We start from the raw sequence: 17,663 nt of genomic DNA, 5'->3' as shown, positions 1-17,663 counted from the left end.
GAGGTTAAAATGGCAACACCAAATATTGTAATGGCTCGTATTGATGAGCGACTAATTCATGGACAGGGACAACTATGGGTTAAATCCTTAGGTTGTAATACTGTCATCGTGGCAAATGATAAGGTTAGTGAGGATAAGATTCAGCAGACATTAATGAAAACGGTTATTCCTGATTCAGTAGCTATGCGTTTCTTCTCTTTGCAGAAAGTGATTGATGTGATTCATAAGGCTAATCCTGCTCAAACTATTTTCTTAGTTATTAAAGATTTGCAAGATGCACTAACTTTGGTTAAAGGTGGAGTGCCAATCACAGAATTAAATATTGGAAATATTCATAATGCGCCTGGAAAAACGCAAGTAACACGGTCTATCTTTTTTGGTTCAGAAGATAAGGCTATAGTGAGAGAGTTGAACGATGTTTATAAGATTCGCTTCAACACAAAGACAACGCCTTCTGGTAATGATGGGGCAGTTGAAGTTAATATATTGGATTATATTTAAAAAATAAGGAGAATTATCATGACGATCAGTCTAATTCAAGCAGCTCTTATTGGTCTGTGGACAGCTTTCTGTTTTAGCGGTCTATTATTGGGGCTTTACACAAACCGATGTATCGTGCTTTCTTTTGGGGTCGGAATCATTTTAGGAGATCTACCAACGGCTTTAGCTATGGGTGCTATCAGTGAGCTGGCATACATGGGATTTGGTGTTGGTGCTGGGGGGACCGTTCCTCCAAATCCAATCGGACCTGGTATTTTTGGTACTTTGATGGCTATTACAAGTGCTGGAAAAGTAACACCAGAAGCAGCTTTAGCACTTTCAACACCTATTGCGGTAGGTATTCAATTCTTACAAACTTCAGCATATACTCTACATGCGGGTGCTCCAGAATCAGCTATCAAACATCTTCGTGCAGGAAACCTTTCTAAATTTAAACGTGTTGCAAATGGTACAGTGATTACTTTCGCCTTTTTAGGATTTGCTCTCGGTTTCTTGGGTGCCTATTCAATGGATACTCTTTTGAAATTGGTTGAAATGATTCCACCAGTATTATTAACTGGATTGAGTGTGGCAGGTAAGATGCTTCCAGCTATCGGTTTTGCAATGATTTTGTCTGTAATGGCTAAGAAAGAATTGATCCCATTTGTGTTGCTTGGCTATGTTTGTGCAGCCTATCTACAACTGCCTGTAATTGGTATCGCAATTGTCGGTAGTATCTTTGCACTTAAGGAATTCTTTAATAAACCAGAACAAGTGGCAGTGAAACAGGAGGAAGCACACGATGACTGGATCTAAACTAACTAAAAAAGATTATCTCAACACATCTCTACGGGCCTTCTTCTTGCAGAATGGTTTCAATTACAGTAATTATCAAGGGATTGGCTATGCAAATGTCATGTATCCAGCTTTTAAGAAGCATTTTGGTGACGACAAAGAAGGATTAACTAAAGCTTTAGAAGAAAACTGTGAGTTTTACAATACCAATCCACATTTTCTTCCATTCATTACTAGTCTTCATTTGGTCATGTTAGAAAATGATCTCCCAGAAGAAGAGACTCGTGGGATTAAGATGGCACTGATGGGGCCGTTGGCAGGAATTGGTGACTCACTTTCACAATTTGTATTAGCCCCACTTTTATCTACGATTGCTGCCTCTCTAGCAGGTCAAGGACTGGTTATGGGACCGATTCTTTTCTTCCTTGGAATGAACATTATCTTGACCTCTATCAAGTTATTGACTGGTTTGTATGGCTATAAATTTGGTACCAGCGTGATTGATAAATTGAGTGACCAAATGGCAACAATTTCTAAGGTAGCCAATATCATCGGTGTGACAGTTATCTCTGGTTTAGCAGTAACCTTTGTAAAAATTTCGGTGCCAATTACCTTTGCGGCGGGTGAATTAACAGAAGGAGCAGATCAGAAAATTGTAACCATCCAGGGAATGTTAGACAAGATTGCCCCTGCATTGCTTCCAGCCTTGTTTACGATTTTAGTTTATTATCTCATCAAGAACAAGAAATGGACTACCTATAAATTGGTTATCTTGACAGTTATCATCGGTATTTTGGGTAGCTGGTTGGGCATCCTTGCATAAGCAATTATGGATCAACAAACACTCTACTATGCACTAATTATTTTAGTAGCTCTATCGACCATACTTCCTGTACTCACTTCTTATGTCAATCGTAAACGACAACAAAAAGCTCTTGAGGAGCAACTGGAAAAACGCCAACGCTACTTATCAACCTTACAGGCTGGAGATGAGGTTATCCTCTTCTCTGGACTGCATGGTAAAATTATCAAACTAACAGATAGCTTGGTAGAACTACAGATTGCAAAAGGCATTATTGTTTACGTTGAAAAAGAGTCGATTATGGGAAAAGCCAAAGAACTACTTTTTACGAAGTAGTTCTTCTTTCTTTAAGAGAGAAAAGCGATTGCGAAATAAAAAATGTTGTAGTAACATTGTTTTACACTATATAAAAAGGAAAGGAAATACCAATGGGGATTTTTACCAGTCAAACGAAGCGATATTATAGCATTCGTAAATATAAAATTGGAGTTTGTTCAGCTCTTATTGCGCTGTCTATATTGGGAACAAGGGTTGCAGCCAATCAGTTGCCAAGTACAGAAACAGCTAGTCCACAAACTAGTCAGTTAGTGGAAACAACTTCAGAAGCGACAGAAGTAGCTAATCATACGACAGAACCAGTAACGACAAGTGAGGTCAGCTCTGAAGCTAGTCCTGTTACGTCAACAGAAAGCCAGCCTTCAAGCACCGCTGCAGAAACTGTTGCCAGTCCGCAAGCTGTTCAGGCGACAAAAGAAGAGAAGAACCTAGTAGCCAATGGGGAGTTCATCAGTACAACGGCACCATCAGGAAACTGGAAAAAATCGGCTGCCACAGACTGGGAAACGTGGATTCCGAATGATATTAAAAAAGAAAATGGAGCTGTTTCTATTGATGATGGGAAACTTCATATTTCTTCAACAAATACTTACCGAGTGGCAGTGCACCAAACAGTGGATGTAGATCCTAGCAAGCGCTACCTCTTTAGCTATGATGTCGAAACCAAGGATCTGAAGGGAAGCGGTGTTCGTGTTCGCTTGCGCAGTTTGACTGCAGAAGGCAAGGATTTGAGCCCGCAAGAATTTACTTTCACAAATTTTGTGGCTGGTACACAACAAAGAAAGGTGGAGAAGGAGTTAACAGTTTCTCCCGAAACTCGTAAATTGAAGGTAGAGCTGTTTTTTGAGAATGGTATAGGTCAAGCCTGGCTGGATAACATCTCGCTGGTAGAATATGCTGAAAAAACACCAGAAACACCAGAGTCAAGCCCAGAACTTGTCCAACCTGAAACAGGGGAAATTACCCTTGCCAGCAATAAGGTTTACCTGCCTGTTCGCCCAGACCTGACCTATCGTATTGCAGATGCGACTGTGGCCACTGTGGAGAAAAATATGATTCGTCCGCTTGTGGCTGGAAAAACTCAGGTAGATATTTATGATAAAGACACTAAACTATCTAGTTTCGAGCTGACAGTTACGAAGCATCAAGCAACAGTCTTTGATACCTTAAGGAACAACTGGGAAGATATTTCTTTAGCCAATAAACGCTACCAATCTAATGATACTCAGATGAAAGCCTTTCTAGGGCGTTTAGATGCCGGCGTAGCTTCTTCTCTTAAAAAATGGGTTGAACCAACAGAGCAGGGCAAAACGATTTTCAACGATATTGACTTTAGTAAATCCAGCCACCTGACAACGGTCTATCGCCGCTTGGAGCAGATGGCTCAAGTAGTTGAGAATCCAGACTCAGCCTATTACCACGACCGCTCACTTACCGATTTGGTCAGAAAAGGAATGAACTGGCTTTACACCAATGTTTATAATGAAAATAAGTCAATTGATGGGAATTGGTGGGATTATGAAATTGGGACTCCGCGTGCAGTTGTCAATACATTAATCTACATGTATCCCTACTTTAGTCAGGAGGAGATTCTAACCTATACCAAACCGATTTCAAAATTTGTGCCAGATCCAACCACTATTCGTAAAACCTTGTCCAATCCTGTTCCAGCAGTGGGTGGTAATCAGACGGATTTGAGCAAGGTGGCCATCTTGGAAGGAGCTCTTCGCGAAGATGCTGACCGTGTGAGGGCTGGTGCGCAAGGTTTGACAACGATTATGAAATTTGTAGATAAGGGAGAGGGCTTCTACAAGGACGGCTCCTTTATCGACCACACCAATGTTGCCTACACAGGAGCGTACGGAAATGTCCTCATTGAAGGTTTTTCACAGTTACTACCAGTTATTCAGCCAACGGAGTTTGCCCTCAAGGAAGAACAGATCAACATTCTTTATGAATGGATTGAAAAAGCCTTTATGCCAATATTGGTTCGCGGTGAATTGATGGATATGACCCGCGGTCGTTCCATCAGTCGGGCAACTGGTGAATCACATGTTCAGGCCATGGAGATTTTAAGGTCTTTGGTCCGTATTGCAGAATCGGCTCAGCCTGAGCAAAAAACCAAACTTCTCTCCTTTGTTAAGGCGCAGCTGACCTCTGATACCTTCTATGACAGCTACCGCAGCCTCAAATCCTATAAGGATATTGATTTGGTCAACAAGCTTTTAACTGATAATCAAATCCCTGCTGAAGTGGATAAAGATTATATTGCAGCCTTCAACAATATGGATAAGTTTGTTTATCGAAGTGCTCAAGAAGGCTTTACCTTTGCTTTGTCCATGTACTCTTCTAGAACTCAAAACTATGAAGATATGAACAATGAAAACCGCAAGGGTTGGTATACAGCAGATGGTATGTTTTACCTCTACAATGATGATTTGAGTCATTACAGTAACCACTACTGGGCAACAGTTGACCCGTATCGCTTACCGGGAACGACAACGACCAAGGACAAACGAGAAGACGGCAGTGGCGAGGTAACTCTTGCAAGTGACTTTGTTGGAGCAAGCCAGTTAGGCAACCGCTTGGCGACGATTGCAATGGATTTCAATAACTGGAACAATAGTCTGACTGCTCGTAAGGCTTGGATTGTTCTGGGAAATAAGATTGTTTTCCTAGGTACTGATATACAGCATCAATCTGCTCAAGGCGCCGTGACAACGATTGAAAATCGTAAACTCTTGACCGGAGAAAAATATAGCTATTACATAAATGGCCAGCCAGTTGATTTGTCCAAAGAAGTAGTGACAGATAAGACTCAATCCTTTTACATGACCAATGGCAAGGACAATCAGTCCATCGGCTATGTCTTCTTGAACCAATTGCCGACTCATGCCAAGTTAGATCAGCGAACCGGCAAATGGAGCGACATCAACCACAATCAGTCCAAAGAAGAAGTGAGCAATTCCTTTGTTAGCCTATGGCATGAACATGCACAAACATCAAGTAACTATGCTTATGTCCTTGTTCCAAACCAATCTATGGAAAAAGTAAATCAGGCAGCTGCTAGTGTGAAATTGCTTCATCAAGACAGGGATTTGCAAGTGGTATACGACCAAGAACAGAATGTCTGGGGCGTTGTGAAATACACGGATACAGCCTACAAGCTGACAGATGATATTACCTTAACAGATGCCGGTTTGTATACCATTCAGAAAGTCGAAGGTGGCTATCGCATCGCCTTTTACAATCCGTCTACCCGAACCGTAAAGAATGGCATTGAGTTGACAAAGGCAGGTTCCAGTCTGACTGTTGAGATGGAGCCAACGGCGGCTTATCCATCCACTGTCTGGAAGGTTACTATGCCAGAAGGTTCTGATAAACAAACTGGAAGTGTCGAAAAAACAGAAAAAGAAGAAAAACAACTCAAGGAAAACCAACCAAGTCCAGAGGTGAAACAAGTGGTTCATCATGCCGCTGAAAAAACAAAGCCGAGTAAGCCCCGTCTGCCCCAGACAGGAGAAGAAGCAAGTCTAGGTCTTGGTTTCTTAGGTTTGCTAACCTTGGGGGCAGTGGTGGATTTCAAGTGTCGCAGATCGCACTCCTAAATGAAATTCGTGGGTGAAGGGGGAGCGTGAAAGAACTCGACGGATAAAAAAGTTCGTCAACAAGTCTTTATTTCTAGTTGTTGAGCTGAAACAGTCTATCCCCAGACTGTTTCACTCCCACCCCCGCATAGTTGATTAGATCAGATTCGGAGTATGAAATACGAATTGCTGAGATTTGTTTTGGAACTCCTATCTCCAACCTTTAACAGTCCACTGAACTGTTAAAGCCGAACAATCACTGCGCTGAGATGTTGATATGAACTTTGAGGAGTGGATCTGGGCTTTGCCCAGCCTCTCTTCTTTTGGAGAAGCAATAGAGAAAGGACTTGTTATGCAAACAATATTCGAAAAAATAGTAGCTAATCAGTCAGCAGAGTCGGTCAAAACCTATATTCTCAATCAACAAGATGCAGCTTATAAAGAGCTTCTCCTTTCCTGTCAAAATTTATTAAATGATATTTTTATCTTTGAAGACAATTGGGATATGGAACCTTGTTCAGTCGGGTATCATCTTGCTCCTCTTGACTGGACAGCCGACTGCCATGGGGATGAGGAATGGACCTTTATGCTCAATCGGCAGGAATACTTGTGGAAATTAGTTTTGGCCTATCTGGTTGAAAAAGATTCGCACTACATGGAGCAGGTTAAACGGTTTATCTTTAGTTGGATAGAACAAGTGACAGATTGGTATCCTAAAAGAACGAGCAGTCGCACCTTAGATACAGCTATCCGTTGTTTAAGCTGGCTCAATATTCTCCCATTTTTAATTGATTGGGGCGGACTAAGTGAAGCTGAGCGTAGCCAACTGTTAGTATCCATTCAAAAACAATTATTTTATCTTCACAGTCATTACCGTGCCAAAGATACGTTGAGTAATTGGGGAATTTTCCAGACTAGCGCAATGCTCTTGGCCCATGCTTATATCGGCGATCAGGTGGATTTAGTAGAGCTTCACCATTTTGCTCGTCAGGAAATCGAAGAGCAAATTCAAACTCAGATATTGGAAGATGGAACTCAGTTTGAGCAGTCTTTTCTCTACCATGTGGAAGTTTATAAACTCTTGCTAAGACTAGCTTTCAGCTTGCCAGATTATCGAAAACAGTGGACACTTATTTTGAAAAAGATGGCAGACTATGTCTTACAGATGACGGGACCAGATGGTAAAAGTGTGGCTCTTGGCGATAGCGATGTTCATTGTACTTCTGACATCTTACAGATGACTGCGATTTTCTTTGAAGATGGCACCTACCTAGTAGATAATTCCAAGCTAGATTTAGGCGTTCTCTTCTTGGTCGGAGAAAATGGCTTGCGCATATTTGAACACTTAACCGCTCAACCCAGCTCGTCAGGGGGACAACATTTTTCTGAATCAGGTCACAGTATTGTCAAAGAAGTGGACAGCTATTTATGTTTCAAGGCCGGTCCCATGGGAAGTGCCCACAGTCATTCTGACCAAAACAGCTTGTGCTTTTACCACAAAGGACAACCGATAATCATCGACAGCGGTCGTTTCAGCTACCGTGAATGCGAGGAGCGCTACTTGCTTAAAAGTGCTTGGGCTCACAGCACTTGTATCCTTGATGACAACGCTCCAGAGCAGATAAAGGGTTCATGGGAATATGACACGTATCCTCAGTTTATTAGTCACAGTTATAAGGTTTTTGAACGCTGTCATTGGATGCAGGGCATTTATCAGGCTCAGACCAGCCAAGGCTTGCCTTACTGGCATAAACGACAGCTCCTTATGGTTGGAGGCGATTTATTGCTGATAGTGGATAGCGTTGATTGCTCAGGCCAGCATGAGTTGACCAGTCAATTGATTTTAGATGAAAGGGTCAAGATTGGAGAAGAGCAGTTAAATGATCTTCGGCTATATAGCCAAAAGGATTTTGAAATCCAGAAAACCGTGCGTTCTCCCAGATACAACCAACTAGTAGAGACCAATAAACTGGTCAAAAAAGAGAGTTTTCGAGATCGATTAGTTACATTTACTCTATTAGCAGATGAAGCAATTCGTGTCAAGCAATTGCCAGTTTACCAAACAGACTATCATTTGATAGAAAGTGGTTTGGCTTTTAGCTGTCAAGGAAAGGGAATGAATATTCTGTTAGTGGTTTCTGATAATGATATATATAAGGGAGAGAAATTACTTCAAGTGGCTGGTTATAAGTTGAGAGGTAAGTGCTTAGTAGTGGATAGGGATAAGAGACAAGTTGTCCGACTCAAAAATTAGAAGGGACAGAAAAATACAGTCATTTCTGTGCAAAATAACTGATAAAGTACGGATAGTATGATAGAATAAAGTAATAAAAGGAGGTATCGGTAAGGTGTCAGAGAAGTTTACCATCAAAGATATTGCAGAACTGGCTCAGACTTCAAAAACAACAGTTTCCTTTTACTTAAATGGTAAATATGAAAAGATGTCCAAAGAGACACGCGAAAGAATTGAGAGAGTCATTCGCGAAACAGACTATAAACCCAGCGTTGTCGCGCGGAGCCTAAATTCAAAAAATACTAAGTTGATTGGAGTATTGATTGGAGATATTACAAATACATTTTCCAATCAAATTGTCAAAGGTATAGAAGAAGAAGCGCATAAGAGTGGCTATCAAGTTATCATCGGAAACAGCAATTACAATCAAGAAAGCGAAGATAAGTATATTGAGAGCATGCTGATGTTGGGTGTAGATGGTTTTATTATTCAGCCGACATCGCATTTTAGAAAATATTCGCGCATTATTGAGGATAAGAAAAAGCATATGGTTTTCTTTGACAGTCAACTTTACGAACATCGTACCAGTTGGATTAAGACAAATAATTACGATGCTGTCTATGATGCAACTCAACTATGTGTAGAAAATGGCTATCAAAAATTTATTCTTATTACAGCTGACATTAGTCGCTTAAGTACACGGATTGAACGAGCTACAGGGTTTATGGATGCTTTGTTAGATTGTAAACAAAGTTATCAAGATTTAACAATTGCAGATGAAAATACGGACATAGAGGAAATTAAACGTTTTCTTCAAGGGGTGGTAAATCCTCAGGAAAAGACCTTAGTGTTCGTTCCGAATTGCTGGGCGTTACCTTTAGTTTTTAATGCTATGAAAGAACTTAAATATGACTTTCCTCAGGTTGGTCTTTTGGGGTTTGACAATACTGAATGGACAAATTTTTCATCCCCTACGATCTCTACCATTGTTCAACCCGCCTTTGAAGAAGGGTGTCAAGCAACAAGGATGCTGATCAATCAGATTGAGGGTGGAAACCAAGTGGAACGACAGCAGGTTTTAGATTGTACAGTTCATTGGAAAGAATCTACATTCTAAGTTAAGTTAAATTTTACTTCTTAGGAAGAGGAGCAGAACGAAGTAGAATATTCTGATTGAGAGCTCACTGAAACCCTCCTTGAATCGCCTAATATATACAAAAAAATAGGAATTTTCCCTTAACTGGTGGGAGAATTCCTATTTTTATGCCAATCTTATCAAGATTGCATATTAATATTATATATATGATTTTAAACTCAACAGATTTCTATAGTCTTTTAGTACTAGGCAACGAGCTGCAGACAGCTTGTACAGTCGAGTGACTGTGCAAGGTTGGAGATAGCACTTGCGGAGCAAGTCACCCCTGCAGAGTACGGCAAAGCGAGTTCAAACCCTCCGGTGGAGTGTTTGAAGTTGGAAATCCACGCTCGTCGAAGTAATTAAAGAGAAACAAAATGACTATAAAACGGAAAAATAGAAATGATATTTTTCCAGATCTACAACCCATATAAATAATCATCATCTGTCATAGCTTCCACTTCACCAAGAAGATAGCCGTTACCAACTTGGGAGAAGAAGTCGTGGTTAGATGTACCGGTTGAGATACCGTTCATGATGATTGGGTTGACATCATCTGCTGAATCTGGGAAGAGTGGATCCTGTCCCAAGTTCATGAGGGCTTTGTTGGCATTGTAACGAAGGAAAGTCAAGACTTCCTCAGTCCAGCCAACTGCATCATAGAGAGAGCGTGTGTAGCCTTCTTCGTTTTCATAAAGTTGGTAGAGCAAGTCGTACATCCAGTCGCGGAGTTTGTCCTGTTCTTCCTCGGACAATTCATTGAAACCAAGTTGGAACTTGTAACCGATGTAGGTACCGTGAACTGACTCGTCACGGATGATCAGCTTGATGATTTCCGCAACGTTGGCCAATTTGTTGTTACCAAGGTAGTAGAGTGGCGTGAAGAAACCAGAGTAGAAGAGGAAGGTTTCTAGGAAAACGCTGGCTACTTTCTTTTCAAGTGGTGTACCTGTTTCGTAGATTTCGTTGATAATCTTTGCCTTGCGTTGCAAGTATTCGTTGCTGTTGGTCCATTCAAAGATGTCTTCAATCTCAGACTTGGTGTTCAAGGTTGAGAAGATAGAAGAGTAAGACTTGGCATGGACTGACTCCATGAATTGGATGTTGTTGTAAACAGCTTCTTCGTGCGGTGTACGAATATCGTTGCGAAGAGCTTGGACACCTGTTTCAGATTGAAGGGTATCCAAGAGGGTCAAACCGCCAAAGACCTTACCAACCAGGTCTTTTTCTTCAGCAGTAAGTTTACGCCAGTCATCCAAGTCGTTTGATAATGGGATACGTGTATCGAGCCAGAATTGCTCGGTCAACTTTTCCCAAGTTGACTTGTCAATAACATCCTCAATGGCGTTCCAGTTTATGGCTTTGTAGTAGGTTTCCATCATATTCTCTTTCTTTTTCTTATACTTCAAATATTATATCACAAATAGATAGTAGCCTGTAAAAAAATCCCCTAAAAGGGATTTTTAATCGAGCGCTCATTAGTTGCTTCGCATCATGAACGACAGTGTCGTAAGGTAGTAAGCTAATCCGCTCATAGCGGTTAGCGTAGATTAGCTAGTTGGTTTATCAACAGCTAATCCCTTGCAAGTTACGACCTGAGAAAAGTCGTTCGAACTTAACGACTTTTCGAGGTAGTAAGCCACTTAGGTACTGACCAAATAGTCAGTACCGTGCATTCATTAGATGCTTTAGCATCAATGAATGTTAGTGTCTTAAATCACACAACTTTCACATTGGTTTGCGCCGACTTCTTCGCCGTCATCGGTAAAGGTACGGATGTAGTAGATAGACTTGATACCTTTGTTGAAGGCGTAGTTACGAAGGATAGAGAGGTCACGTGTAGTTTGTTTGTTCTCTTTTTTCCATTCATAGAGTTCTTTTGGAAGTTCGCTGCGAAGGAAAAGAGTGAGTGACAAACCTTGGTCGACGTGTTCTGTTGCAGCAGCGTAGACATCAATGACCTTACGCATATCCATATCGTAGGCAGACTTGTAGAATGGAATAGTTTCTGTTGCCAAGCCAGCTGCTGGATAGTAGATTTTACCGATTTTCTTCTCTTGGCGTTCCTCAATCCGTTGTGTGATTGGATGAATAGAAGCAGAGACATCGTTGATGTAGCTGATAGATCCATTTGGAGCAACAGCTAGTCGGTTTTGGTGGTAAAGACCATCTGCCATGACTTTCTCACGTAGGTCAGCCCAATCTTGTCCGCTTGGAATGAAAATCCCTTCAAAGAGTTCTTTGACACGCTCGGATTGTGGTTGGTAATCCCCAGTCACATACTTGTTGAAATAAGTGCCGTCTGCGTATTTTGATTTGTCAAAATTATGGAAGGTTGCCTTGCGTTCGCGGGCAATGTTATTTGATTCTACCAAAGTCCAGTAGTTGAGGAGCATGAAGTAGATGTTGGTAAATTCTACGGCAGTTTTTGAACCGTAATCAATCAAGTTCTGAGCTAAGTAAGAATGAAGTCCCATGGCACCAAGACCGATTGAATGCGCCTGACTGTTTCCTGCTTCAATAGATGGTACAGCTGAAATGTGTGAATGATCTGTGACATAAGTCAAAGCGCGTGTCATTGTACGAACAGAACGTCCAAAATCAGGCGACTTCATCAGGTTGACGATATTGGTTGAACCGAGGTTACATGAAACGTCAGTACCCATGGTCAAGTATTCTTGCGAATCATTAAGAATGCTTGGTGTTTGAACTTGAAGGATTTCCGAACAGAGGTTTGACATGATAATCTTGCCGTCAACAGGGTTGCTACGGTTGGCAGTATCGATGTTGATAACGTATGGATAGCCAGACTCTTGTTGTAGTTTGGAAATTTCTGTTTCCAAGTCACGTGCCTTGATTTTTGTCTTACGAATGCGAGGGTTTGCCACCAATTCATCGTATTTTTCTGTGATGTTAAGGTAGCTATAAGGGACACCGTATTCCAACTCAACTGAGTATGGGCTGAAGAGGTACATATCTTCGTTTTTACGTGCCAATTCGTAGAATTTATCAGGAACGGTGATACCGAGTGATAAGGTCTTCACACGAACTTTCTCATCGGCATTTTCTTTCTTAGTCGAAAGGAAGGAAATAATATCTGGGTGGAAAACATCCAGATACACTACCCCAGCCCCTTGGCGTTGCCCAAGCTGGTTAGAATAGGAGAAGCTGTCTTCGAAGAGTTTCATAACAGGAACAACCCCAGAAGCCGCCCCCTCATAGCCCTTGATTGGAGCACCTGCCTCACGCAAGTTGCTAAGGGAAATACCAACCCCACCACCGATACGGGACAATTGCAGAGCAGAGTTGATGGAACGTCCGATGGAGTTCATATCGTCTGTGACTTGGATGAGGAAACAGGATACCAACTCACCGCGACGGGCACGTCCAGCATTCAAGAAAGAAGGTGTTGCTGGCTGGTAACGAAGATGAATCATTTCATTGGCAAGGTTTAATGCCAATTCTTCGTTGCCCTCAGCAAAATACAAGGCGTTGAAGAGAACGCGATCTTCCATACTTTCCAAGTAATAGGCGCCATCATTTGTTTTGAGGGCATACTGGTTGTAGAACTTGTAGGCAGCCATGAAAGACTTGAAGCGGAAATTTTGATCTTTTAAGAATTGATCAATTTTGATGATAAATTCTGGACTATATTGGTCCAAAAACTCTTTTTCAAGGTAATTTTCTTCTAATAGATAAGCAATCTTGTCTAAAATACTATCAAATTGCTTGGTATTTGGGAGGACGTTTTCTTTAAAGAAGGCCTTAACCGCTTCTTGGTCCTTGTGGAGTGGGATTTGCCCATTAACAGGACGGTTGATTTCGTTATTTAAACGGAAGTAGGACACATCGCCTAGCTCTTTTAAACTCATAGTCGCAATCTCTTTCTATAAACAGTAGGGAGTTAAACCAAGGCTTTTAGTTTTCCTGGTTGAAAACCTGAGAAAACATCATTTTCAGTTTCGATAACAGGTGCAGCTGAGAAACCGAGACCTTTTACGTGATCGATAAATTCAGGCTGTTCATCTAGATTGATTTCTTTATAATCTACACTATGTTGGTCCAAGAATTTCTTGGTCATTTTACACTGTACACAATCATTTTTTGAATAGATCGTTACCATTCAATTTCTCCTTTGTCCATGAAGGGATTAATAAAAAATCCCAATTTTGTTACCAATCTAGGATACAAGATTTTAAGGTTAAAGTCAAGAAGGAAGTTTATTTAAAATCACAAAATATAGTGCACAATATTTTTATAAAACACCATATATTGTACCTCCGCTCATTACCACTAAGTCGAAAAATAGCGTTTACAGAGCTGTTTCTATTTAGTTTGATAACCCTAACAATCTCTCAGTAAAATATAGATTAGCTTTTTTACAAATGTCATAATATTTTGAAGGAAACATAAGATATTATAAGATGTAACATTTATGGTTATACATGTATTGAATATATATTACCTTTTGTACTATACTATTCAATAATGCTGAAAGAGGTTATAAAATATGGAAAAATCACATAGAAAAAGCTTGTTTCATAAAGGGAAAGAATATTCATATTATGCATTGGATTCGGTTTCAATAAAAGAAAAAGCGGATATTCATTCACTTCCCTATACCATTCGTATTTTATTAGAAAGTCTTTTAAGAAAAGAAGATGGTGTGGATGTTACAAAAAATCACATAATGGAGTTACTTCATTATCAGGCTGCATCTCCTAAAGGAGAAATCCCCTTTAAACCTAGTCGTGTTATTTTGCAAGATTTTACAGGTGTTCCTGTTGTGGTAGATTTAGCCTCCATGCGTGATGCGGTGGTGAAAGCAGGTGGAAACCCTGAATTGATTAACCCAGAAATTCCAGTGGATTTAGTCATCGACCACTCTGTTCAAGTTGATTTTTTTGGGACTGAAGATGCTCTGGAGAAAAATATTGCCTTAGAGTTCGAGAGAAATAATGAACGCTATGAATTTCTGAAGTGGGCAGAGAATTCCTTTGAAAATTATCGTGCTGTGCCTCCAGCGATAGGAATTATCCATCAGGTAAACATTGAATTTCTAAGTGATGTTATTATCAACAAGGATGGCTTGCTTTATCCAGATTCTATGTTTGGTACAGACAGTCATACGACCATGATTAATGGTATTGGTGTACTTGGTTGGGGTGTGGGTGGTATTGAGGCGGAAGCTGCAATGTTGGGTGAAGCATCTTATTTTCCTATCCCTGAGGTGATTGGTGTTCGCCTAGCTGGGCAATTGCCTAAGGTTGCTACTGCAACGGATTTGGCTCTTAAGGTCACTCAACTTCTACGTCAGGAAAATGTAGTTGGGAAGTTTGTCGAGTTCTTTGGACCAGGTTTATCTTCTCTTACATTAGCGGATCGAGCAACTGTTTCCAATATGGCTCCAGAATACGGTGCGACTTGTGGCTATTTCCCGATTGATGGAGAAACTTTACATTATATGAGATTGACCAACCGTTCGGAGGAGCACGTGGAGTTGACAGAAGCCTATGCTAAGGCTAATTATTTATTCTATGATGCTGAACGTTTTCCGTCTTATAGCAAGGTTTTAGAATTGGATTTATCGACAGTAGTTCCATCTATTTCTGGTCCTAAAAGACCACAAGATTTGATAGAACTAACAGATGCAAAAGCAGAGTTTCAGGCTAGTTTAATACGTGAAGTAGGTGTACGTGGATTTGGTTTGGAGGAAGCAGAGTTAGATAAAATAGCCATGGTTAAGTACATTGAAGGAGAGGAGCAAATTCAAACAGGTCATGTTGCTATTGCGGCGATTACCTCATGTACAAATACATCCAATCCGTATGTCCTTTTGGCGGCAGGATTACTGGCAAAAAATGCGGTAGAAAAAGGTTTGGCAGTTTCTAAGACAGTCAAGACGTCATTGGCACCAGGCTCAAAAGTAGTGACTGGCTATTTGAAAAAATCAGGTTTACAGACCTATCTAGATGCCTTAGGGTTCAATTTGGTTGGTTATGGTTGTACAACTTGTATCGGTAACTCAGGTGATCTGCGTCCCGAAGTAGCGGAGGCGATTAAGGAAGAAGATTTATTGGTTTCTGCGGTATTATCTGGAAATCGTAACTTTGAAGGACGGATTAATCCATTGGTAAAAGCTAATTTCTTAGCGAGCCCTCCGCTAGTAGTTGCCTATGCTATTGCGGGAAATATGAATGTAGATTTAACAAGGGAACCGCTGGGGTATGATGAGAAGCAACAAGCTGTTTACCTTGCGGACATTATGCCAAGTCGTGAGGAGGTAGATGACTACATTGAGCGTTATGTGACTCGTGACCTTTATAAGGAAGAATACCAACAGGTATTTACAGATAGTCAGGCTTGGAATGTGATTGAAACAAAGACAGATAAGAATTACAATTGGAATTCCTCTTCTACCTATATTCAAAATCCGCCCTATTTTGACAATATGCAGGCAGATTTATCCATAAAACCACTGGAAAATTTATCTGTCTTGGCTAAATTTGGCGATTCTGTAACGACAGATCATATTTCCCCGGCAGGGAATATTGCACGATTGAGTCCAGCCGCTCGTTATCTCGAAGAGAATGGCATTGTTTATAAGGATTTTAATTCTTATGGAAGTCGTCGTGGAAATCACGAAGTCATGATGCGTGGGACTTTTGCAAATATTCGTATAAAGAATGAGCTGGCAGATGGAAAAATTGGTGGTTGGACAAGAGTTGGTGATGAGATTCTTCCTATCTATGATGCGGCTATGAGTTATAAGGAAGCTGGTATCGGTAGTATTGTTATTGCTGGTAAAGACTATGGGATGGGGTCAAGCCGTGATTGGGCAGCCAAAGGTTCAAGTTTGCTTGGTGTGAAGGCTGTTCTTGCTGAGTCATTTGAGCGGATTCACCGTTCAAACTTAGTGATGATGGGTGTTCTTCCTTTACAATTTTTAGAAGGTCAGTCGTCAGAAAGTCTTGGCTTGACTGGACATGAAAGCTATACAATCGACTTGCCAGAAGATGTCGGTGTTGGTCAAATTGTGACAGTCCATGCGCAAACAGGCGATGTTACAAAGGAGTTTCAAGCTCTGGTGCGGTTTGATGCGGAGGCGGATATTCGTTATTATCGCCACGGAGGTATTTTACCTATGGTAGTAAGAAAGAAACTAGGAGGAAAGGTATGACAGAAACGAATGGGTTAAAAGATGCGATTGCCTGTGATACGCGAATCAGTGCAATTGAAAATGACCGCTTGTCCTATGCAGGATATGACATTGCTGAATTGATGGAGAATAACGCTTCTTTTGAGGAAGTCATCTATCTTCTGTGGAACCTGCATTTGCCAACTCAGATTGAATTAAATTATTTTGAGAAAAGTCTGCGAAAAGAATATGCGATTTCAGATGCGGTAGAGCAATGTATTCTGATTCAATCACGGCGACATTTGCATCCTATGAGCGTGTTGCGTTCGACAGTATCTCTCCTTGGAGTATATAATGTACACGCTGAGGAGAATTCGTTAGAAGCTTTGTATGAACAATCTATTCAGATTATGGCCAAGGTTCCGACGATTATTGCAACATTTGCTCGTTTGAGACGCGGAGTGGTTCCAATCGAACCGCGGTCTGATCTGGGTTTTGCGGCGAATTTTCTTTATATGCTGAATGGTGAGGAGCCGAGTGATTTGCAAATCAAAGCGTTTAATAAAGCTTTGGTGCTTCATGCTGATCATGAGTTGAATGCGTCTACTTTTGCTGCGCGTGTCACGGCATCAACGTTAACGGATTTATATTCTTGTGTCACCACGGCAATTGGGACTCTGAAAGGCTCATTGCATGGTGGTGCAAATGAACGAGTGTTTGACATGTTGCTGGCTATTCGTGAGAGTGGTGATACCGAGAGATATTTGCAGAAGAAGCTGGATTCGAAGGAAAAAATTATGGGATTTGGCCATCGAGTCTATAAAACGGTTGATCCCCGTCAAGAGTATTTGAAGGAGATGGCGCGTGATTTGACATTCGGAACAGACGATGAAGCGTTTTATAGATTGTCAGAGGAAGTAGAGAGCTTTATTAAAAACAAAAAAGGTTTAATTCCAAACGTAGATTTTTATTCGGCGACAGTTTACCATGTGCTAGGTATTGATAGTGATATTTTTACATTGATTTTTGCAATGAGCCGTATGGCGGGGTGGATTGCACATGTCCAGGAACAACGGAAAAATAATAAATTGATTCGTCCGCGCTCTTCCTACTTAGGTGGTAGGAATTTGGTTTACATCCCGATTGGAAAGAGGTAA

At 40.9% G+C, this 17,663-nt stretch carries 12 protein-coding genes; 9 read left to right on the top strand and 3 right to left on the bottom strand.

The genetic code is table 11. The annotated features are described in order from the left end of the window. The first annotated feature begins 9 nt into the window (after positions 1 to 9). From ODU45_RS03100 to ODU45_RS03070, 7 genes are all read left to right on the top strand, one after another. Positions 10 to 501 carry a PTS system mannose/fructose/N-acetylgalactosamine-transporter subunit IIB gene (locus ODU45_RS03100; RefSeq protein ID WP_002936080.1) on the top strand — a complete coding sequence of 164 codons (492 nt, stop codon included), beginning with the start codon at positions 10 to 12 and terminating at the stop codon, positions 499 to 501. Positions 502 to 519: 18 nt separating this feature from the next. Next, positions 520 to 1,296 (top strand): PTS mannose/fructose/sorbose/N-acetylgalactosamine transporter subunit IIC, encoded by a 777-nt coding sequence (locus ODU45_RS03095; RefSeq protein WP_002936077.1) that lies wholly within the window; start codon positions 520 to 522, stop codon positions 1,294 to 1,296. After that, positions 1,283 to 2,098, top strand: a complete 816-nt coding sequence (locus ODU45_RS03090; RefSeq protein ID WP_002936073.1) for a PTS system mannose/fructose/sorbose family transporter subunit IID — start codon at positions 1,283 to 1,285, stop codon at positions 2,096 to 2,098. The genes ODU45_RS03095 and ODU45_RS03090 overlap by 14 nt, the downstream gene beginning before the upstream one ends. Before the next feature lie 6 nt (positions 2,099 to 2,104). After that, on the top strand, positions 2,105 to 2,413 hold the full coding sequence (gene yajC, locus ODU45_RS03085; RefSeq protein ID WP_024399466.1) for a preprotein translocase subunit YajC: 309 nt from the start codon (positions 2,105 to 2,107) through the stop codon (positions 2,411 to 2,413). Positions 2,414 to 2,505: 92 nt separating this feature from the next. Continuing rightward, the gene (gene hylA / locus ODU45_RS03080) at positions 2,506 to 6,021 is read left to right on the top strand and encodes a hyaluronate lyase (protein ID WP_398580749.1); all 3,516 of its coding nucleotides are present in this window, start codon (positions 2,506 to 2,508) and stop codon (positions 6,019 to 6,021) included. 256 nt (positions 6,022 to 6,277) lie between these two features. Then, complete coding sequence (locus tag ODU45_RS03075; RefSeq protein WP_398580748.1) at positions 6,278 to 8,254, top strand: heparinase II/III family protein; 1,977 nt, start codon at positions 6,278 to 6,280, stop codon at positions 8,252 to 8,254. A 94-nt stretch (positions 8,255 to 8,348) separates the two neighbouring features. Further along, complete coding sequence (locus ODU45_RS03070) at positions 8,349 to 9,350, top strand: LacI family DNA-binding transcriptional regulator (RefSeq protein ID WP_029188556.1); 1,002 nt, start codon at positions 8,349 to 8,351, stop codon at positions 9,348 to 9,350. Positions 9,351 to 9,787: 437 nt separating this feature from the next. Here the strand turns inward: ODU45_RS03070 and nrdF are convergent, their stop codons facing one another. The 3 genes from nrdF to nrdH form a co-directional block, all read right to left on the bottom strand. Further along, positions 9,788 to 10,747: a class 1b ribonucleoside-diphosphate reductase subunit beta gene (nrdF, locus tag ODU45_RS03065; RefSeq protein WP_002936057.1), complete on the bottom strand. Its 960-nt coding sequence runs from the start codon at positions 10,745 to 10,747 to the stop codon at positions 9,788 to 9,790. 333 nt (positions 10,748 to 11,080) lie between these two features. Next, positions 11,081 to 13,240, bottom strand: coding sequence for a class 1b ribonucleoside-diphosphate reductase subunit alpha (gene nrdE / locus ODU45_RS03060; RefSeq protein WP_398580747.1), 2,160 nt, complete (start codon positions 13,238 to 13,240; stop codon positions 11,081 to 11,083). A gap of 32 nt (positions 13,241 to 13,272) precedes the next feature. Continuing rightward, positions 13,273 to 13,491: a glutaredoxin-like protein NrdH gene (gene nrdH, locus ODU45_RS03055; RefSeq protein ID WP_004299071.1), complete on the bottom strand. Its 219-nt coding sequence runs from the start codon at positions 13,489 to 13,491 to the stop codon at positions 13,273 to 13,275. Between the two features lie 387 nt (positions 13,492 to 13,878). On the opposite strand from nrdH, the gene acnA reads away from it, so the two are divergent. Continuing rightward, positions 13,879 to 16,548: an aconitate hydratase AcnA gene (acnA, locus tag ODU45_RS03050; protein WP_398580746.1), complete on the top strand. Its 2,670-nt coding sequence runs from the start codon at positions 13,879 to 13,881 to the stop codon at positions 16,546 to 16,548. Beyond that, positions 16,545 to 17,663 carry a citrate synthase gene (locus ODU45_RS03045; RefSeq protein ID WP_105153166.1) on the top strand — a complete coding sequence of 373 codons (1,119 nt, stop codon included), beginning with the start codon at positions 16,545 to 16,547 and terminating at the stop codon, positions 17,661 to 17,663. The genes acnA and ODU45_RS03045 overlap by 4 nt, the downstream gene beginning before the upstream one ends.

Origin of the sequence: Streptococcus sp. 2022WUSS135 (genome assembly GCF_044427045.1) — a bacterium.
Classification (GTDB): domain Bacteria; phylum Bacillota; class Bacilli; order Lactobacillales; family Streptococcaceae; genus Streptococcus; species Streptococcus hashimotonensis.
The sequence above is the reverse complement of the archived record's forward strand: the minus strand, read 5'-3'. Positions and strand labels throughout refer to the sequence as shown.